Source organism: Leisingera sp. SS27 (assembly GCF_028368855.1).
In the GTDB taxonomy this organism is placed as follows: Bacteria; Pseudomonadota; Alphaproteobacteria; order Rhodobacterales; family Rhodobacteraceae; genus Leisingera.
On the sequence record NZ_JAQNCY010000001.1, the window covers coordinates 556,437 to 573,860 of the forward strand.

General features: G+C 60.9%; 19 protein-coding genes and 2 tRNA genes. 13 read left to right on the plus strand and 8 right to left on the minus strand.

Annotated features, from left to right (window positions below; genetic code table 11):
• Window positions 1-49: 49 nt before the first annotated feature.
• Window positions 50-1,369, minus strand: coding sequence for an ATP-binding protein (locus N6L27_RS02665; protein WP_039178485.1), 1,320 nt, complete (start codon window positions 1,367-1,369; stop codon window positions 50-52).
• A 73-nt stretch (window positions 1,370-1,442) separates the two neighbouring features.
• Between N6L27_RS02665 and N6L27_RS02670 the strand changes: the two genes are divergently transcribed.
• The 4 genes from N6L27_RS02670 to N6L27_RS02685 all read left to right on the plus strand — a co-directional run bounded on the left by N6L27_RS02670 (window position 1,443) and on the right by N6L27_RS02685 (window position 3,558).
• Complete coding sequence (locus tag N6L27_RS02670) at window positions 1,443-2,360, plus strand: MBL fold metallo-hydrolase (protein ID WP_271905537.1); 918 nt, start codon at window positions 1,443-1,445, stop codon at window positions 2,358-2,360.
• A 69-nt stretch (window positions 2,361-2,429) separates the two neighbouring features.
• Window positions 2,430-2,504: transfer RNA gene (locus tag N6L27_RS02675), tRNA-Asn, on the plus strand.
• Window positions 2,505-2,643: 139 nt separating this feature from the next.
• Complete coding sequence (locus tag N6L27_RS02680) at window positions 2,644-3,348, plus strand: GntR family transcriptional regulator (RefSeq protein ID WP_271905538.1); 705 nt, start codon at window positions 2,644-2,646, stop codon at window positions 3,346-3,348.
• Window positions 3,349-3,483: 135 nt separating this feature from the next.
• Window positions 3,484-3,558 (plus strand) — tRNA-Asn (locus tag N6L27_RS02685).
• 118 nt (window positions 3,559-3,676) lie between these two features.
• On the opposite strand, the gene dmdD is transcribed toward N6L27_RS02685, so the two are convergent.
• Together dmdD and N6L27_RS02695 are read right to left on the minus strand one after the other, a co-directional pair.
• Window positions 3,677-4,483: a methylthioacryloyl-CoA hydratase gene (gene dmdD / locus N6L27_RS02690; protein ID WP_271905539.1), complete on the minus strand. Its 807-nt coding sequence runs from the start codon at window positions 4,481-4,483 to the stop codon at window positions 3,677-3,679.
• 56 nt (window positions 4,484-4,539) lie between these two features.
• A complete protein-coding gene (locus tag N6L27_RS02695) occupies window positions 4,540-6,294 on the minus strand; it encodes an acyl-CoA dehydrogenase (RefSeq protein WP_271905540.1) in 1,755 nt (584 codons plus the stop codon).
• A 112-nt stretch (window positions 6,295-6,406) separates the two neighbouring features.
• Between N6L27_RS02695 and N6L27_RS02700 the strand changes: the two genes are divergently transcribed.
• Window positions 6,407-7,432: an AraC family transcriptional regulator gene (locus tag N6L27_RS02700; protein WP_271905543.1), complete on the plus strand. Its 1,026-nt coding sequence runs from the start codon at window positions 6,407-6,409 to the stop codon at window positions 7,430-7,432.
• 14 nt (window positions 7,433-7,446) lie between these two features.
• On the opposite strand, the gene N6L27_RS02705 is transcribed toward N6L27_RS02700, so the two are convergent.
• A complete protein-coding gene (locus N6L27_RS02705) occupies window positions 7,447-8,676 on the minus strand; it encodes a cytochrome P450 (RefSeq protein WP_271905544.1) in 1,230 nt (409 codons plus the stop codon).
• A 161-nt stretch (window positions 8,677-8,837) separates the two neighbouring features.
• On the opposite strand from N6L27_RS02705, the gene N6L27_RS02710 reads away from it, so the two are divergent.
• The 3 genes from N6L27_RS02710 (at window position 8,838) to N6L27_RS02720 (ending at window position 10,002) form a co-directional block, all read left to right on the plus strand.
• Complete coding sequence (locus N6L27_RS02710) at window positions 8,838-9,185, plus strand: TfoX/Sxy family protein (protein WP_271905546.1); 348 nt, start codon at window positions 8,838-8,840, stop codon at window positions 9,183-9,185.
• A gap of 141 nt (window positions 9,186-9,326) precedes the next feature.
• Window positions 9,327-9,497 (plus strand): YqaE/Pmp3 family membrane protein, encoded by a 171-nt coding sequence (locus N6L27_RS02715; RefSeq protein ID WP_039178496.1) that lies wholly within the window; start codon window positions 9,327-9,329, stop codon window positions 9,495-9,497.
• The gene (locus N6L27_RS02720; protein WP_271905547.1) at window positions 9,490-10,002 is read left to right on the plus strand and encodes a DUF4112 domain-containing protein; all 513 of its coding nucleotides are present in this window, start codon (window positions 9,490-9,492) and stop codon (window positions 10,000-10,002) included. The genes N6L27_RS02715 and N6L27_RS02720 overlap by 8 nt, the downstream gene beginning before the upstream one ends.
• Before the next feature lie 80 nt (window positions 10,003-10,082).
• Here N6L27_RS02720 and ndk read toward each other — a convergent pair whose 3' ends face one another.
• A complete protein-coding gene (gene ndk, locus N6L27_RS02725) occupies window positions 10,083-10,505 on the minus strand; it encodes a nucleoside-diphosphate kinase (protein WP_039178499.1) in 423 nt (140 codons plus the stop codon).
• A gap of 198 nt (window positions 10,506-10,703) precedes the next feature.
• Between ndk and N6L27_RS02730 the strand changes: the two genes are divergently transcribed.
• The 5 genes from N6L27_RS02730 (at window position 10,704) to N6L27_RS02750 (ending at window position 14,689) form a co-directional block, all read left to right on the plus strand.
• Window positions 10,704-10,982, plus strand: a complete 279-nt coding sequence (locus N6L27_RS02730; RefSeq protein WP_271905549.1) for a hypothetical protein — start codon at window positions 10,704-10,706, stop codon at window positions 10,980-10,982.
• An 84-nt stretch (window positions 10,983-11,066) separates the two neighbouring features.
• On the plus strand, window positions 11,067-12,914 hold the full coding sequence (locus N6L27_RS02735; RefSeq protein WP_271905551.1) for an ABC-F family ATP-binding cassette domain-containing protein: 1,848 nt from the start codon (window positions 11,067-11,069) through the stop codon (window positions 12,912-12,914).
• On the plus strand, window positions 12,911-13,531 hold the full coding sequence (locus N6L27_RS02740; protein ID WP_019298524.1) for a MarC family protein: 621 nt from the start codon (window positions 12,911-12,913) through the stop codon (window positions 13,529-13,531). Before N6L27_RS02735 ends, N6L27_RS02740 begins: the two co-directional genes overlap by 4 nt.
• A 44-nt stretch (window positions 13,532-13,575) precedes the next feature.
• Window positions 13,576-14,157, plus strand: coding sequence for a retropepsin-like aspartic protease family protein (locus tag N6L27_RS02745; RefSeq protein WP_271905552.1), 582 nt, complete (start codon window positions 13,576-13,578; stop codon window positions 14,155-14,157).
• Between the two features lie 115 nt (window positions 14,158-14,272).
• Window positions 14,273-14,689: a globin domain-containing protein gene (locus N6L27_RS02750; RefSeq protein WP_271905553.1), complete on the plus strand. Its 417-nt coding sequence runs from the start codon at window positions 14,273-14,275 to the stop codon at window positions 14,687-14,689.
• A gap of 21 nt (window positions 14,690-14,710) precedes the next feature.
• Here N6L27_RS02750 and N6L27_RS02755 read toward each other — a convergent pair whose 3' ends face one another.
• From N6L27_RS02755 to N6L27_RS02765, 3 genes are all read right to left on the minus strand, one after another.
• The gene (locus N6L27_RS02755; RefSeq protein ID WP_271905554.1) at window positions 14,711-15,262 is read right to left on the minus strand and encodes a CHAP domain-containing protein; all 552 of its coding nucleotides are present in this window, start codon (window positions 15,260-15,262) and stop codon (window positions 14,711-14,713) included.
• A 165-nt stretch (window positions 15,263-15,427) separates the two neighbouring features.
• Window positions 15,428-15,886, minus strand: coding sequence for a DNA polymerase III subunit chi (locus N6L27_RS02760; RefSeq protein WP_271905555.1), 459 nt, complete (start codon window positions 15,884-15,886; stop codon window positions 15,428-15,430).
• Between the two features lie 6 nt (window positions 15,887-15,892).
• A complete protein-coding gene (locus N6L27_RS02765) occupies window positions 15,893-17,368 on the minus strand; it encodes a leucyl aminopeptidase (protein ID WP_271905556.1) in 1,476 nt (491 codons plus the stop codon).
• Window positions 17,369-17,424: the final 56 nt, after the last annotated feature.

The window sequence follows — 17,424 nt, forward strand, 5'->3', positions numbered from 1 at the left end:
AGATTGGCAGCCCTTGCAGGGCTGCCAATGTGCTTTGACCCTCGTGCTGTCAGCGGGCGATAACAATATCCGCTTTCAACCCGCCCAGCTCCGCGCTTTCCCCCAACCGCAGGGTGCCGCCATGAGCACGCGCGGTATCGGCGACAATTGCCAGCCCCAGCCCGACGCCGGATCCACGGTTCTGATTACGGGCCGGATCCAGACGGGTGAAGGGGCGCACTGCGTCGCCGCGCTGTTCAGCCGGAATGCCCGGTCCGTCATCTTCAACCCGGATCCGCATCGACTTGTCTGTCATCGCAACGGAAACCCGTGCCCGGGTGCCATAGCGCACAGCATTGGAAATCAGGTTTGCAACCGCGCGGCGCATTGGTTGGCGGCGCAGCATGACCTGCCCCTCTCCGGACATTTCACCCAGCGTCACCTGCTGCTCCTGCCGCTGCCAGTCACTGATGATATCGCGAACCAGTTCTTGCGGATCCACCGGCTCCGGCTCGCTGACAGCGGCACCGCGGGAAAAGTCAAGGAACGCATCCAGCAGCGCCTGCATTTCATCAACGTCACGCAGCATCGGCGCTGCGTCTTCCTCATCAAGCATCGCCAGTTCCAGCTTCATCCGGGTCAGTGGCGTGCGCAGATCGTGGCTGACCCCCGACAGCATCAGCGTGCGCTGTTCGATTTGCCGTTCGATCCGCGCACGCATATCCAGAAAGGCGCTGCCCGCCGCCCGCACCTCTGTTGCACCAGATGGCGAATACGGAACCGCGCGCCCGCGCCCGAAGGCCTCTGCCGCGTTGGCCAGCCGCTTGATCGGCCGCAGCTGGTTTCGCATGTAGAGAAAGGAGATCATCATCATGAAAAAGCCGAACAGCAGCATGGTGACAATCAGCTGGTGCGGCGCCGCGGCAGTCAGCCTGCGGCGGTCAAAGCTTAGCTCCACCAACCCATGCGCGGAACCAAAATAGACCTGCACCATCCGGTCAGGCAGGAACCGTGCCGCCAGGAATCCCGGAAAGTTCTTTTCCATTTCCTCGCGCACCACACGGCCAGAGAATTCGATCAGGCTGAACTCATCTTCCGGCAGCGCTGCGCCAGGCGGCAGAAACCGCGCCTGCATCTGCAGCGGCTGCAGCACCGGCGCAATCTGTGCCAGCGCCGCTTCCTGGTCCGGCGCGGCATCCGCGATTTGGCGCAGCAGCTCCATCTCGCGCTGAATGGTTGCCGTCATTTGCACCGTCACATCCTCAAGGTCGCGCTTGATGAACACAACAGAGATCACGATTTGCAGCGCCACGATCGGCACCACCAGGATCAGGGCCGCCCGGGCGTAAAGGCTGCGCGGCATATATCGTTTGAGCCATTGGAAGAACATGGGCTAAGCCTATAGGGCGCCGGGGAAAGAGGGAAGATTGCCCGGACCGGGAAATCATCAATGAGGCAGGACTATGCAGGCACCGGACGACTTCAACCCGCAACCCGGACTGGCAGAAGAACTGGAGCCAGGCCTGCGCCGCATTCTGGCGCCGAACCCCTCCCCCATGACCTACCGCGGCACCAACACCTATGTGCTGGGTACCGGCGGGCTTGCGGTGATCGACCCGGGGCCGGCGTCTGACTCGCATCTGGCGGTAATCCTTGCCGCAGTGCAGCCGGGTCAGAAGATCACCCATATCATTGTCACCCACAGCCACCTGGACCATTCACCACTGGCCCGGGGCCTAAGCCACGCCACCGGTGCACCGGTCTATGCCTTTGGCGGCTCTCAGGCTGGACGGAGCGATATCATGACACGCCTGGCAGCAAACGGGCTGGCCGGCGGTGGAGAGGGAATCGACAAGGAGTTCACCCCGGATGTCCCAGTGGAGGATGGCGAAGTCATCAGCGGAGACGGCTGGGACCTGGAAGTGATCCACACCCCCGGCCACCTGGGCAACCACATCGCGCTGGCGTGGAAAGATGCCTGCTTTACCGCCGACCACATTATGGGCTGGGCCAGTTCCCTGGTGTCGCCGCCGGATGGCGACCTGACCGACTTCATGGCCTCCTGCCGCCGCCTGCAACAGCGCAACTGGCGGGTTTTTCACGCAGGCCACGGCGCGCCGGTTTCCGACCCGGCTGCACGGCTTGACTGGCTGATTGCCCACAGGAAGTCACGCGAAACAGCAATTCTAGGAGCCTTGGCACAGTCCCCGGCGACAGCCCGTGAACTGGCAGAGAAAATCTATACCGAAACCCCGCCTGCCCTGCTGAATGCTGCGGAACGCAATGTCTTTGCCCATCTTGTGGACCTTACAGGCCGCGGCATGGCGTCTCCTCAGAACGTTCTGTCAGCGTCCTCGGTATTCGAACTTTCGGGAAACTGAATTTTTTCAAAAAAGTGCACGCCGCCCTCTGGACGCCTCATTCCGGGAACGCTATACGGCACGAACCGTTCCGGCGTAGCTCAGCGGTAGAGCAGTTGACTGTTAATCAATTGGTCGTAGGTTCGATCCCTACCGCCGGAGCCATGAAAAGCCCTCAAGCCTCAACCGCTTGAGGGCTTTTTTGCATTTGCAGCCTGCCAGAGCCGCCGTCCCTGCAGCTACGCGCTTTCCAAGCCCCTTATGTCTATATATATAGGCATTAAGAAATTTTATTGGAGGCAGCATGGCCGCACCACGGGCAAACATGAGCTACCGCGATATCAAACAGGTGGTACTGGACCGCATCCACAACAAGATCTGGGCTCCGGACAGCCTGCTGCCCAGTGAAACCGATCTCGCCGAGGAGTTTTCGAGCACCCGCACGACCGTCAACCGGGCGCTGCGGGAACTGGCCGAGGAAGGCTATCTCGAGCGCAAGCGTAAGGCTGGCACCAGGGTTCTGAACTCACCGGTTAGAAAGGCTCAGTTTGCAATTCCGCTGGTCCGTGATGAGATCACGGAGAACGGATCCGAGTACCGATACGCGCTTGTAGAGCGCACCGTCCTGCCGGCTCCGGCATGGCTCTGTGCCAGAATGGACATCCCGCAGGGCCTGGATGTGCTGCACCTCAGATGCATGCACTATGCCGGCAGCGCGCCGTTTCAGTATGAGGTGCGCTGGATCGTTCCGGACAGCGTACCTGATGTTCTGGAGGCGGATTTCTCCTGCTCTGGTCCCAACGACTGGCTGGTGCAGAAGGTGCCCTTCACCAATCTGGAGTTGAGCTTCCTGGCGACCAAGGCCGACCAGAGTGTTGCCGAGTTTCTGGGCGCACAGGCGGGTGACCCGATCTTTACCGCTGAGCGCATCACTTGGCTGCGGGGCCAGCCCGTGACGCTGGCAAAACTGTTTTTCGCACCGGGCTACAGGATGACGGCCAACCTGTAGAAGGGGGCAAATCCACCTTGCTATCCCTTTCATGCCCGCCTCAAGACCCGCTTATTGTGGAACAAAAAAATTTCCCTCCGCATGAGAATTTCCTCTGGACGCAGCAATCCGGAAATCCTATACGACGCCTCATGTTCCGGCGTAGCTCAGCGGTAGAGCAGTTGACTGTTAATCAATTGGTCGTAGGTTCGATCCCTACCGCCGGAGCCAAAGAATTCAAGGGCTTAGCGTTCTCTCGCTAAGCCCTTTTCTTTTTGGGCTATTGGCGCGTCCCGGATTGCATGCGCACCGCCAGACGTCCCTGCCTCCGGCGGTGCTTTGTCCAGACTTAGCTGTTGGGGCGCACCCTGGCAGCGGTCTTGTTGGCAAAGGCCTCCAGCCGTTCGCGCGCTGCAGGCTGAGTGTTCACTACGCCCGCCACCACTGCCTCGGCATAGGCAGCATCCATACCGGACATGTTGTTCAGATGGCTGATTGCCGAGCAAATCGCATAGTTGGTCAGCGGCAGGTTTTCAGCGATCTTGTCCGCCAGTTCAAGCGCCTTGTCAAAGCTCGAGCCTTCGGTGATGTATTGCGCCAGTCCCAGATCGACCGCTTCCTGGCCCTGATAAACGCGGCCGGTCAGAATCATGTCGATCATCCGGTACTTGCCGATCATGTCAGAGACCCGGATGGTGGCACCGCCGCCGGTGAAAATACCGCGCTGGCCCTCTGGAAGGGCGAAATAAGTGCTCTGGTCAATGACCCGGATATGGGCCGCGCTGGCCAGTTCCAGCCCGCCGCCGACAACCGCGCCCTGCAGAGCAGCGATAACCGGGACGCCGCCGTATTCCATCTTGTTGAAGGCTTCATGCCAGCGCAAGCACACATGCATGAAATCGTCGGGGCTGCGGTCTGCTTTCCAATGTTCAACCAGATCAAGACCAGCGCAGAAATGATCGCCCTTCCCGGCCAGCACCACGGCCTTAACACCGTTGCGGTGGGCGTTGCTGAAGAAGCAGACCAGTTCCTCGATGGTTGCGGTATCCAGCGCGTTGCGCTTGGTCGGGCGGTTCAGCCGGACAATGCTGACGCCATTGTCCTTCTGTTCAATTTCTAGGTTTTCATAGGATTGCGCATTTGCCGCTTGGGTCATGAGTCCGGCCTTTTCTTTGTTTTCCGGCACCGAGACGTGCCGCTGTGATTAGGTGTTCAGAGATTGAGTGCGGCATCGCCCAGGCTGGCGCTGCCTTCGGTGATGCGCAGGTTTTCGGCACCGCACTCCACCAGGATGTGCTGGGCGTAGAAAACTGCGGTTGCAATTTTCCGGGTCATGAAGCCCGTGTCTTCGCCTTGCTCCAGCTTGGCGCTGGCCGCCAGCATGGACCGGCCCAGCTGCCAGGCAGCTGCCAGATTGCCAGTCAGCATCAGGAACGGGACACTGCCGCCAAAGGCTGCATTCAGGTCCTTACCTGCGGTGTTCAGCAGCCACTTCAGGCTGGACTCAAACATCTGTCGCGTCTCGCCCAGCCGCTTTGCCACGGCCTGCGCCTGCGCATTGCCCCCCTGCAACGCCTGCTCGGTCTCCTGTACCATCCCGGCAAAACGGCGGGCAGTTGCACCGCCGTCCCGCAGCACCTTGCGGCCCAGCAGGTCATTGGCCTGAATCGCAGTGGTGCCCTCATAGATCGGCAGGATCCGCGCATCACGGTAGAACTGGGCAACACCGGTCTCCTCAATGAAGCCCATGCCGCCATGCACCTGCACCCCGAGGGAAGTGACCTCCAACGACCGCTCGGTGCAGAATGCCTTGACAAGCGGCACCAGGAATTCGGCCATATCCTCAGCCTCAGCGTCACCCTGCTTGGCCAGATCCAGCCAGCCCGCAGTGGCAATCGCCAGCGCCCGGCCGCCTTCGGTCAGCGCCCGCATCCGCAACAGCATCCGCTGCACATCCGGGTGGCGGATGATCGGAGCCGCATCTTTGGTGCTGCCATCCACCGGGCGGCTTTGCACGCGCTCCTGCGCGTATTGCAATGCATGCTGACAGGCGCGTTCCGACACTGCAACACCCTGCACACCCACGGCAAAGCGGGCGGCGCGCATCATCACGAACATATTCTCCAGCCCGCGGTTTTCTTCGCCAACCAGAAAACCGGTCGCGCCGTCGTATTCCAGCACCGCGGTCGGGCTTGCGCGGACGCCCAGCTTGTGTTCCAGGCTGACACAGGTGACCGCGTTGCGGCGGCCCAAGGAGCCGTCCTCCTCGACCAGGAACTTAGGCACAATAAACAGACTCAGCCCCTTGGGGCCGGCCGGAGCACTTGGGGTGCGGGCCAACACCAGGTGAATGATGTTCTCCGTCAGCCCATGCTCACCATAGGTAATGAATATCTTGGTGCCGGACACCGCATAGGTTCCATCTGCAGCCGGTTCCGCCTTGCAGCGCACCCGGCCTAGGTCGCTACCCGCCTGCGGCTCAGTCAGGTTCATGGTGCCGGACCACTGGCCGGAAATCATCCGTTCCAGGTACGTCTGTTTCTGTGCATCAGATCCAGTCAGCAGCAGCGCCTCCACCGCGCCATCGGTCAGCAGCGGACACAGGCCGAAACTCAGATCAGATGCATTCAAAATCTCAGTCGCAGCCGCTGCTGCCGCCCGCGGCAACCCCATGCCGCCAAACTCCTCCGGGTGCGGCAAGCTTTGCCAGCCCATTTCGGCGAATTGCGCATAGGCCTGCGTATAGGCCTCAGGCAAAACGGTTTCGCCCCCCTCGAACCGCGCGCCGGTTTCATCCCCAACGCGGGACAACGGCGCAACGATGTCAGAGCAGAAGCGTCCCAGCGCCTCTAGCGCAGCGCCAACATCTTCCAGTTCGATCCCACCGCCAACAGCGCCTGCTTCCGGCGAGGGTGGCAGGTGCTCAATATTGAACATGATTTCGCGAATGGGCGCCTGATAGGTCATTTCCGCAGCTCCGGATTAGTGTTCCCTAATGCCAGATACGCGTTGCAAGACGGCCATTCCACGTTCATTACAGACATAATGCTTTCAAAAAGTGACAACACACCCATACACAATGCAGATCCCGCCGCCAGATTCCTCCAGCCTTGCAACTGTGTCGCCGCAGTTTGCCGAAGACTGGCTGCGCGCGCTGCGCCAGTGCAGCACGGAAAGCCAACTGCCGTCCTTCCTGCAGCGGGCCGGGCTGCATCTGGCGGAGGGGCAGCTGACGCACCGGGTCACACTGGATCAGATCGTGCGGCTCTATCAGATAGCCGCAGTTGAAACCGGGGACGAGATGACAGGCCTGTGGAGCCGTCCGGTCCGGCCCAGAGCTTTGCAGCACTTGCTGACGTCTGTGCGCGAAGCCAGCACCCTGCCCGCCGCCTTGCACCGGTTCTCCACCTTCTGGAACCTGCTGCTGGACGACTATCAGGTTGAACTCATTGAGGATGGTGCAAGCACCGTGTTGCAACTGGTGCCGCAGGGCGAGCAGCCCGTGCAGCGGTTCGGCCACATGCTGATCCTGAAATTGGCGCATGGTCTGCTGTCCTGGCTTGCAGGCTATGAGGTGCCGGTCCGCGCAGTGCAGTTTGCCTTTGAACGTCCCGCTTTTGCCCAGGACTACGCGGTCATATTCCCTGCCCCCGTCAGCTTCGGCGTGCACTGTTCCGAGATCGCATTTGAAACCAAGCCTCTTGGCGTGCCCGGCCATCGCAGCAATGCAGAGCTGAATGCATTTCTGGCCCGCGCCCCCCGTGATTGGATCTTCACCGGGTTCCGTGAACACACCCAGTCGCTGAAAGTGCGGGAATTTCTGTACCGGAGCAGTTGGGAAAACTGCCACCTGGCAGATGCCGCGCGGGCACTAAGTGTGACCCCCCGCACGCTGATGCGGCGGCTGGATGCAGAAGACACATCATTTCAAGCCATCAAGGACGGGTTGCGCCGCGACCTGGCAATCCGCGACCTGCAATCGGGTTTGAAAAGCATCGAGGAAATCTCGCAGGACACCGGGTTTTCCTCTGCCGCCAACTTTCACCGGGCGTTTCGCCGCTGGACCGGGGCGCCACCAAGCGCCTACAGATCAGCGGCAGGCTGACGGCAGCGGCCCCCTCACCCCAGCGCCGCGGGCAAAGCTGCATAGCCTCGGAAGCGGATCCGCCCGCCCTGCACCCGGTCTGGCAAAATGCGGTAGTCCGGGAACCGGCGCAGCAGACGTTCGATGGCGATCTTGCCTTCCAGCCGCGCCAGCGTTAGCCCGACGCAGACATGCGGCCCGCCGGCAAAGGCCAGGTGCCGGTTCGGCGTCCGAGTAATGTCAAACTCTTCCGGGTTCTCAAACACTTCCGGATCGCGGTTCGCGGCGCCGATCACCAAATGCAGGTTGGTTCCCGCAGGCACCTGGATGCCGCCAATCTCCGCCTCCGCTGTGGTTTCGCGGTTGCCCAGCTGGTTCGGAGAGCGGAACCGCAGCATTTCCTCCACCGCGGACTTGATCAGTTCCGGCTGCGCCAGCAAAAGCTGCCTTTGCTCCGGGTGATCATTCAGCAACGCCAGCCCGTTGCCGATCAGGTTGGTCGTGGTCTCATGACCTGCATTGAGGATGAAGATGCAATTCTGGATCAGCTCAATCTCGCTGAGCGAGCCCTCGGCGCCCTCGCCCCGGATCAGCCGGGTCAACACGTCGGTTTCGAGATCGCCTGGATTGGCACGGCGCCGGGCAATCAGGTTCTGCAGATAGGTCTTGAACTCCTCCACTGCACGATGCCCTGACGCCAATTGCGCCTCGCTCAGCGCAGGCTCCAGCGCACCAAGGATTGCCAGGGACCAATCCCGAAGCGGCGCACGCTCCGCCATTGGAACATCCAGCAGATTGCCGATGATCTGGATCGGGATGGAAGCGGTGAAATCGCCGATCAGATCCACCTGATCCCTGCCCGCCATCTCTTCCAGCAGAACATCGACGGTTTCAACCAGCCCCGGCTCCATCTTTGCAATAGCCCGCGGCGTCAGGGCTGACGTCATGATCTTGCGCACCCTAGTGTGCAGAGGCGGGTCCGAGAACACCAGCGAGGTGGTGTGATGCTCAAATAATGGCGAGCCTTCGCCGTATTTCGGGCCAAAAACACGCTTCTTGTCCGAAGAGAACAAAGCTATGTCGCGGTAGATCCGGTCAAGATCCGCATGGCGGCAAACCAGCAATGACCCATCCGGCTGCGGCAGCACCGGGGTCTCGCGCAACAAGGCATCGTAGTAAGGAAAGGGATCCTCGACAAAACCCTCCGGCGGATTTGCCAGATCAAATTCCTTAATATTCGCAGGCACATGCGATCCACCGTTCATCCGCCACCCTCCCTCTTGTTGTCCGGATAGCGTTTCTGCCGCATTTGCGACTGTCAATCACTCAATCCAGCACGGGACCCAGCGTCAGAACACCGAACTGCAATCTTCAAAGATGCTTGATTTCGCGTGACAACGGTAAGCGCCCCGGGTAGAAACAAACCATGAACACAGCGATTTCCTCTATCCGCAATCTCGGCCCTGCCTACGAAGAAGCCTGCCACCGCGCGGGTATTGCTTTCGCTGAGGACCTGCGCGCCCTTGGCGCCGATGCAGCCTACGCCCGGCTGTTGCAAACCGGCACCCGGCCGCATTTCATTGGCTATTACGTGCTGGTCATGGCCCTGCAAGGCCGGTCATGGAATGATTGCAAGGGCAAGGAGAAGGAAGAGCTCCGCAAACGCTTTGATGCCATCAAGGAAGAAGCGCGGCCTCAGCCTGGTTCCAAATTGCTGGCAGAGCTTGACGCCATTGGTGTGCGTGCAACCCAGTCAGACCTCGAGACGCTCTGACTCCAGTGCCTGCATTGAAACGGCTGGCTGTTATAGGCCGCTCAGATCCCGGACAAGAAAACTGCCTCCGGAAAATCTGCAACTATTCCACACTTTCTGCGTTGTGCCCCCAAGAGCTGACACACCAAAGGGAGTTCCGGAATGGACCTGATCCGCATCATCTTCGCTGTCATTTTGCCGCCGCTGGGCGTTTTCCTGCAGGTGGGTCTGGGTAAGCACTTCTGGCTGAACATCCTGCTCACGCTTCTCGGCTATATCCCCGGCATCGTGCACGCGGTTTGGATCATCGCACGGACGCCTAGCCATGCCTGAACTGCCGAGCCATCAGAATAGTGAGCTGGAGAAGCTTGAACGTCTCGCTCAGCGTATGGACCGCGCCTTCCGTGTTCCGCTGGTTGGGGTACGGGTTGGCTGGGACAGTATTGCGGGCCTGATGCCGGGCATCGGGGACGCGCTTGCCCTGGCCCCCGCCGGCTACATTCTCTACCGCGGCTTCCGGATGGGGGCCTCTGCGCCGGTGCTGGCGCGGATGGCGGCCAACATTGGGATCGATACGCTGATAGGCTCGATCCCTCTCGCCGGTGACTTGTTTGACGTTGCTTGGAAAGCCAACACCCGCAACACCGCCTTGCTGCGCCGCCGTTTCGAGGGAAATGGAAGAAAAGGGGAACCACTGCCTAAACGCTTGGGCCAGCGAAAGTTTTCCAGCTTAACAGCTCCGCGGGAACTGCGGCTGTCTCCCGCTTGGGCTGGTAACCGAGGCCCGCAGAGGAAACCTACGCGGGGCCGGCACCACCCGCTTGGGCGCCCATTGTAGATAGGAAAACAGGCTGCGTGGATACGAAAAAGGCTGCAACCCGCAGGCTGCAGCCTCTCTTAACCAGTTAAGCCTATTGCTTAGCCGACCAGCTCGAGGCCGGAGAAGAAGTAAGCGATTTCCACTGCAGCGGTTTCCGGTGCGTCGGAACCGTGCACGGAGTTTTCGCCAACCGATTCAGCGAATTCAGCGCGGATGGTGCCGGCCGCGGCGTCTGCCGGATTGGTGGCGCCCATGACTTCGCGGTTCTTGGCGATGGCGTTTTCGCCTTCCAGAACCTGTGCAACGATCGGCGCGGAGGCCATGAATTCGCACAGCTCGTCGTAGAACGGACGCTCGGCGTGCACCTTGTAGAACTCACCCGCTTGCGCTTTGGTCAGGTGAATGCGCTTCTGTGCCACGATGCGCAGGCCGGCTTCTTCAAACTTGGCGTTGATTGCGCCGGTCAGGTTGCGGCGGGTTGCATCGGGCTTGATGATCGAGAAAGTGCGTTCCAGTGCCATGGGGCAGACTCCTGTGCTGAAAAGCCGGACGTCATGCCCGGCCCGTTACGAATTGCCGCCCCGATAGCATGGCTCTGTGACAGGATAAAGAGGGGATTGCGCAGCTTTGACGCAGCTGCCGTTTCGGGGTTGCACTTATCTGATTTTTTCTGTCAGGTACTGCAGCGCGAACAGGGTTGAAACTTGAAACAAGGTTGAATGATGAAACCTGCATTTGCTCTGATCGCCTCCCTTGCAGCAGCCCCGGCGGTTGCCGCTGAAACTGCCATACCCATGACCTACGGTATATTCGAAACAGCCATCGCCCATACAGATCTGGAAAGCTGCCCGGCGCAGCTTGCCAAACCGGGCACCTTCTGCCGCGCGACCCTGCGCCATGACGAGATCCACGTCTTTGCCTTCAGCCGCGAAGACGGCAACCCGCTGGTCGGCTTTGCCTCCTATGCCTTCGACGATCTCGCACAGCATCTGAATTAACAGCTGCTCATGATGGGGCTGCCAGCCGCCGCCAGCTCCCCTCCCCCATTGACAACACCGCAGCACTGCCGCAGTGCTCGGCTCATGTTACGTATCAGCGATATCTCCTATGCGGTCGAAGGCCGCCTCCTGTTCGATGGCGCCAGCGCCACGATCCCCACCGGGCACAAAGTCGGGCTGGTCGGCCGCAACGGCACCGGTAAAACCACGCTGTTCCGGCTGATCCGAAATGAGCTGTCGCTGGAATCCGGCAGCATTTCCCTGCCCAGCCGGGCACGGATCGGCGGTGTGGCGCAAGAAGCGCCCGCCTCGGATGTGTCGCTGATCGATACTGTTCTGGCAGCGGACGCCGAACGCGCCGAACTGATGGCAGAGGCAGAGACCGCACAGGACCCGGGCCGGATTGCGGAAATCCAAACCCGCCTGGCCGACATTGACGCCTGGTCAGCCGAGGCCCGCGCCGCCTCTATCCTCAAAGGACTGGGGTTCGACTACGACGCCCAGCAGCGTCCCTGCTCCGATTTCTCAGGCGGCTGGAGGATGCGTGTCGCATTGGCATCAGTGCTGTTTTCCCAACCGGATCTGCTGCTGCTTGACGAACCGACCAACTATCTCGACCTGGAAGGCGCGCTGTGGCTTGAGGCCTATCTGGTGAAGTACCCGCATACGGTGATCATCATCAGCCACGACCGCGAACTGCTGAACCGCTCGGTCAATGGCATTCTGCATCTCGAGGACCTGGGCCTGACCTTCTATTCCGGCAACTATGACCAGTTTGCCCGCCAGCGCGCCGCCAATCGGGCCAATCAGGCGGCCCTGGCCAAGAAACAGGACGCCCGCCGCGCCCACCTGCAGGCCTTTGTGGACCGGTTCAAGGCCAAGGCCAGCAAGGCAAAACAGGCGCAAAGCCGGGTGAAGATGCTGGAGAAGATGGAAACCATCCGTGCGCCCGAAGACGCCGCGCGTACCGTGTTCACCTTCCCCGAACCCGAAGAACTGTCGCCGCCGATCATCGCCACCGAGGGCACTTCTGTCGGCTATGACGGCACCACGATCCTCAGCCGTCTGGACCTGCGCATCGATCAGGACGACCGCATCGCGCTGCTGGGTAAGAACGGCGAAGGCAAATCCACCCTGTCCAAAATGCTGTCGGGCCGCCTGGATGTGATGACGGGCCGGATGACCCAGTCCAGCAAGCTGCGGATCGGTTTTTTTGCCCAGCATCAGGTGGATGAGCTGCACATCGACGAAACGCCACTGCAGCACCTGCAGCGCGAACGCCCCGACGAAGGCCAGGCGCGGCTGCGCGCCCGGCTGGCCGGATTTGGACTGGGCGCAGATCAGGCCGATACAGCCGTGGGCCGCCTCTCAGGCGGGCAGAAAGCGCGCCTTTCACTGCTGCTGGCCACCCTGCCCGCGCCGCATCTGCTGATCCTTGACGAGCCGACCAACCACCTGGACATCGAAAGCCGCGAGGCCTTGGTCGAGGCGCTGACGGCCTATTCCGGCGCGGTCATTCTGGTCAGCCACGACATGCACCTCCTCAGCCTGGTGGCGGACCGCCTGTGGCTGGTGTCCGGCGGCACGGTGAAACCCTTTGAGGGCGACTTGCCCGCCTACCGCGACCTGCTGCTGACACGCGACAAACCGGCGGGCAAACCCAAGGCAGAGAAGCCCAAGCGCCCCTCCCGGGACACCATCCTGGCCCTGCGTGCAGAGGTCCGCAAGGGTGAGGCCCGGCTCGAAAAAGTCAGCGAAATGCGGGACAAACTGGCCAAAAAGCTGGCGGACCCCACGCTCTACGAGGAAGGCCGCAAGGACGAGGCTGTGGTCTGGCAGCGCAAATATGCCGAAGTGATGGAAGCGCAGGACCGTGCCGAGGATCTTTGGATGAAGGCGCTGGAAAAACTGGAACAGGCAGAAGCACAATGATCGACACGGCATTCCTGATCACATCCTTTGTGACATTGTTCGTGATCGTCGACCCGATCGGCCTGACACCGGTCTTCATCGCCCTGACGCAGGGCATGTCGTCTTCCCGCCGCCGCTCCATCGCGCTGCGGGCGACCATCACTGCAGCCGTGCTGCTGGCGATTTTTGCAGGTTTTGGCGAAGCAGTGCTGGGCTTCATCGGTATTTCGATGCCCGCGTTCCGGGTGGCCGGCGGTGTGCTGCTGTTCCTGACCGCACTGGACATGCTGTTCGAACGCCGCAACAAGCGCCGCGAGGACCGCAGCGAAGAAGATGACTTTGACGACCCATCCGTCTTTCCTCTGGCAATCCCGCTGATGGCGGGCCCCGGCTCCATCGCCACGGTGATCCTGCTGACAGGCCAGCAGCCCGGCTTTGCAGGCTTTGCCATGGTAATGGGCGTGGTGATTGCCGTGCTGGCGATCCTCTTGGTAATGTGCCTGTTTTCCGGCCTGTTCGAACGGATGCTGGGCAAGACTGGCATCACTGTAGTCACCCGGCTTCTGGGTATGCTGCTGGCAGCTCTGTCGGTGCAGTTCGTGCTGGACGGCCTGCGCGACTTCGGTTTTGCAGGCTAGTATAACGTCCCGGCCCGCCTACATAATAAACAGGAGGTGAGCACATGGGCGAATATGAAATCGGGCGGTTTATCTATCTGATCATCCTGCTGGTCGCGGTCGGGTCATGGGTCTTTGTCCAGAACCGTCAAAGCCTCGGCAAGACGATGCAGATGTTTGCCGTCTGGGGCTTCATCTTTCTTGGCGTGATCGCTTCATACGGGCTGTGGGAAGACATCCGCCAAACTGTTCGCCCGCAGCAAAGTGTCGCCATCGACGCGGGCCGGGTCGAGGTGCCGCGCGCACCGGACGGCCACTATTATCTGACCTTGGACGTGAACGGCGTCCCGGTCGAATTCCTCGTCGACACCGGCGCCAGTCAGGTTGTGCTGAATGAACGTGACGCCCAAAGCGCAGGCATCGACACCGCCAGCCTTGCCTACCTCGGCCGCGCCAGCACCGCCAATGGCGAGGTGCGGACAGCCTCTGTCTGGGTGGATGAGATCTCGCTGGGCGGCATCTCGGACAAGAACCTGCGCGTGTGGGTCAATCAGGGAGAGCTGGAACAATCCCTGCTGGGGATGGGCTACTTGCAGCGCTGGTCCAGCATCGAAATCCGCAACGGCGCGTTGTTACTTACACGCTGACGGCCGCAAACGCGCAACTTCGGCCTGCAATGTATTGAGGCGGATCAAAGTTCTGCGCCCGCTTGCCCCTTAGATTGGAACTCAATCAACCCAACAAAGAGAGGAGCAAGCCGCCGTGACCGATGACGAACTGAAACAACTTCAGCAAAGCTACAGCAAGCTGAAAGAGGAAACCGGCAAGTCGCCCTCATATTTCTATGACTCGCTGTTCCGTCATGCGCCTGAATTGCGCCAGCTGTTCCGCGAGGATCTGGAAGGCCAGGGAATGAAGTTCATGACCACACTGGGCGTGATTGTTGCCAGACTGAATGATGAAAGCGCCGTGGCCCCGCAATTTCAACAGCTCGGCAAGACTCATGCGTCTCTTGGCGTCCTGACAGAACACTTCGCCCCGATGGAAGAAGCCCTGATCGACACCCTGCGCCACGCGCTCGGAAAGGAGATGACCCTGGAGCTGGAGGCGCTGTGGCGCACGGCCTTCAAGGAGATTTCCCTCAAGATGATCGAACGCGGCGGCATTCAAGGCCACTGAAACGGTCTCTTGGCAGCAGCGTCAGCTGTTGCCGGGTTCAGCCGTAATGAATCCTTTGACGGGATAAACCCGGCCGAACGCGCCCGGATAGCTTTCCAGCCGGACCGCAGACCAATCGTTCTTTTCCGACACGTCAATCACCGCCATGCCGAGCGAGATCTTGTTGCGGTGCCAGTTGGCGTGGTTGACCCGGATCCTTCGCGCATCCTCGACTTTTGAAACCACAGCAACATGCCCCAGCGGGTTGGAGCGGGTGGCACTGAAGGCCATCACGGCACCCAGTTCCGGCTCTTTGCTGCGGCTGTACTGACCCGTGGCCTGCCCCCACCAGGTCTTGGCATTTCCGAAAATTTCGATCCCGCTGGCGTTGCGGGCAAAGGGCACACACCAGACACGGCGGCCTTTGGACTGCAAATACTGAACTTCCTGAACGGCATACTCCAGCCGCGCAGCCTCGGCCTCTGCCCGGCTGACGGATCCGTTCTGAACATCACCGCAATTGGCCAGGAAAAGCAGGCCGACGCCGGCAATAGGAAGCATCCGCAGCCGCTTGACCGCACGTACGAAATTCATCTGTCCCCCCAGTGTCCTGGTCGTTTTCCCGGTTGACCGGGATTTGTGCTGGAAGGGATAAAGGCCAAGTGACGAAAAATCGAGTAATTGTTGCCCTTGTGAAACAAATCTAATGGGGCATCGGCAAATTTTTGCCAACACCAGGTGCCGCAACCGTAGATCCGCCTATTTTTCGGCCTTCTTTTCCCAGCGACCGCTTTCCTCGGACCAGTACTGGGCGGAACAGCCCTCATCCGTCAGGGCCTTCCACTGGGTGCGCGCATGCTGCACGGCCTCGGGATCGGTGCCGTCAAACAGGATACAGACCCGGCTCATCGCCTGCACTTCTTCGGCACTGACAGCGGCGCCATCCACCGCCATCACGCACTCCGGATTGTTGGCCGCCTCAGGGCCCGCCGTCAGCAGGATGGGCTGCAGCGCGTCATGGGGGCCGCCCGCAAGGCCATGAGCCCGGAAACTCTCTTCCGGCCCCTGCCACAGGCGGTCATCCAGCCAGGCCATACGCTCCGGATCGCGCCCGCGCACCGCAATGCGCCAGCCCGCCCCGCGCGCCTTGTCCAGAAGGACCGGCAGGGTCTCCTCCAGCGGCCTTTGCGTCAGATGATAGAAATAGGCGGCTCCCATAACGGCCTATTCCGCCTCGAACTTGTCCGCGACCAGCCGGTTCAGCGCCATCACGCCCCAGCCGGTGGCACCTTTGGGCGCATAGTCCGTGTCCTTGCTGACCGATGCCACGCCGGCGATATCCAGATGGATCCAGGGCACATCGTCCTTGATGAACCGCTGCAGAAACTGCGCCGCAGTAATGGAGCCCGCAGGGCGGCCGCCAACGTTCTTCATGTCGGCAATGCGGGACTTAAGCTGTTCATCATAGGCCTTGCCCAGCGGCATCCGCCAAGCGCCCTCGTCCTCAGACTTGGCAGCCTTCAGGAAGGCATTGCACAGGTCATCATCATTGGAGAAGACACCGGCGTTTTCATGCCCCAGCCCGATGATAATCGCGCCGGTGAGGGTTGCCAAATCGATCACACCTGCGGGCTTGAACCGCTCCTGCGCGTACCACAGGACATCACACAGCACCAAGCGCCCCTCGGCGTCGGTGTTGATGATTTCGACGGTGTCGCCCTTCATGGACTTCACCACATCGCCAGGACGGGTGGCGTTGCCAGAGGGCATGTTCTCCACCAAGCCAACCAAGCCAACCACATTTGCCTTGGCCTTGCGCAGCGCCAGCGCGCGCATGGCGCCTGCCACGACACCGGCGCCGCCCATGTCCATGGTCATCTCTTCCATGCCTGCCGCGGGCTTCAGGGAAATACCGCCGGTATCAAACACCACGCCCTTGCCGACCAGCGCCAGCGGTGCTGCATCCTTGGCGCCGCCCTTCCACTGCATCACCGCCACCTTGGAGGGGCTCTCGGACCCCTGCCCGACACTCAGCAGCGTGCGCATGCCTAGCTTTTCGAGATCCGTCTCTTCCAGGATCTCAACCTCCAGGCCAATGCCCTTCATTTCTTCGATGCGGCGGGCGAATTCAGTGGTGGTGAGGACATTTGCAGGCTCATTGACCAGATCACGCGTCATATGTACGCCCTCGGCCACCGCCAGCAGCGGCGCACAAGCGGCCTCAAGCTCAGCCGGTGACTTGGAGGCGACGACAACCTCTCCCTCCGGCTTGTTGCCTTTGGGAGACTTGTGGTTATCAAAAGCATAGTCCCGAAGCGCCATACCCAAAGTCAGATCCGCAGCCTTGTTCATGCTGCCAGCCATAACGGTCAGCCGCTTGCCTGCAGCCCCCTTCACCAGCTTGGCCCCCGCCTGCCGCGCCTCCACCGGAGACAGCTTGCGGGGCAGCACCAGAACATCCAGCGCCTCAACCTGCATGCCTGCTGGCCAGCCCAGGGAAATCACATCGCCTGCCTTCGCCTTCTTGAACCCTTCCGAGTCGATCAGCCGGGCAATTGCCCCCTTGGACATCCGGTTGGCGCTGCGCGCAGCTTGGTCCATGCTGCCGTCCGGCGTCACCATGACCGCGACCCGGCCAGTCATCTCTGCTATCGCCTTGGGGTCGTAGTCGACGAAACGGATCGGGGTAAGGCTGCTCATTCTTGCGCGCTCCTGCTGAAAATCTCTTGGTTCTTGGCACCAGAGGTATCCTGCAG

Bases quoted from the DNA above. Each gene is read 5' to 3' on its own strand.
- N6L27_RS02705 (WP_271905544.1), bottom strand. From the start codon at position 8,676: ATGAACGGTGGATCGCATGTGCCTGCGAATATTAAGGAATTTGATCTG.
- N6L27_RS02665 (WP_039178485.1), bottom strand. From the start codon at position 1,369: ATGTTCTTCCAATGGCTCAAACGATATATGCCGCGCAGCCTTTACGCC.
- ndk (WP_039178499.1), bottom strand. From the start codon at position 10,505: ATGGCACTGGAACGCACTTTCTCGATCATCAAGCCCGATGCAACCCGC.
- N6L27_RS02680 (WP_271905538.1), top strand. From the start codon at position 2,644: ATGGCCGCACCACGGGCAAACATGAGCTACCGCGATATCAAACAGGTG.
- N6L27_RS02765 (WP_271905556.1), bottom strand. From the start codon at position 17,368: ATGAGCAGCCTTACCCCGATCCGTTTCGTCGACTACGACCCCAAGGCG.
- N6L27_RS02715 (WP_039178496.1), top strand. From the start codon at position 9,327: ATGGACCTGATCCGCATCATCTTCGCTGTCATTTTGCCGCCGCTGGGC.
- N6L27_RS02710 (WP_271905546.1), top strand. From the start codon at position 8,838: ATGAACACAGCGATTTCCTCTATCCGCAATCTCGGCCCTGCCTACGAA.
- N6L27_RS02760 (WP_271905555.1), bottom strand. From the start codon at position 15,886: ATGGGAGCCGCCTATTTCTATCATCTGACGCAAAGGCCGCTGGAGGAG.
- N6L27_RS02730 (WP_271905549.1), top strand. From the start codon at position 10,704: ATGATGAAACCTGCATTTGCTCTGATCGCCTCCCTTGCAGCAGCCCCG.
- N6L27_RS02670 (WP_271905537.1), top strand. From the start codon at position 1,443: ATGCAGGCACCGGACGACTTCAACCCGCAACCCGGACTGGCAGAAGAA.
- N6L27_RS02720 (WP_271905547.1), top strand. From the start codon at position 9,490: ATGCCTGAACTGCCGAGCCATCAGAATAGTGAGCTGGAGAAGCTTGAA.
- N6L27_RS02745 (WP_271905552.1), top strand. From the start codon at position 13,576: ATGGGCGAATATGAAATCGGGCGGTTTATCTATCTGATCATCCTGCTG.
- N6L27_RS02700 (WP_271905543.1), top strand. From the start codon at position 6,407: ATGCAGATCCCGCCGCCAGATTCCTCCAGCCTTGCAACTGTGTCGCCG.
- N6L27_RS02695 (WP_271905540.1), bottom strand. From the start codon at position 6,294: ATGACCTATCAGGCGCCCATTCGCGAAATCATGTTCAATATTGAGCAC.
- dmdD (WP_271905539.1), bottom strand. From the start codon at position 4,483: ATGACCCAAGCGGCAAATGCGCAATCCTATGAAAACCTAGAAATTGAA.
- N6L27_RS02740 (WP_019298524.1), top strand. From the start codon at position 12,911: ATGATCGACACGGCATTCCTGATCACATCCTTTGTGACATTGTTCGTG.
- N6L27_RS02735 (WP_271905551.1), top strand. From the start codon at position 11,067: ATGTTACGTATCAGCGATATCTCCTATGCGGTCGAAGGCCGCCTCCTG.
- N6L27_RS02755 (WP_271905554.1), bottom strand. From the start codon at position 15,262: ATGAATTTCGTACGTGCGGTCAAGCGGCTGCGGATGCTTCCTATTGCC.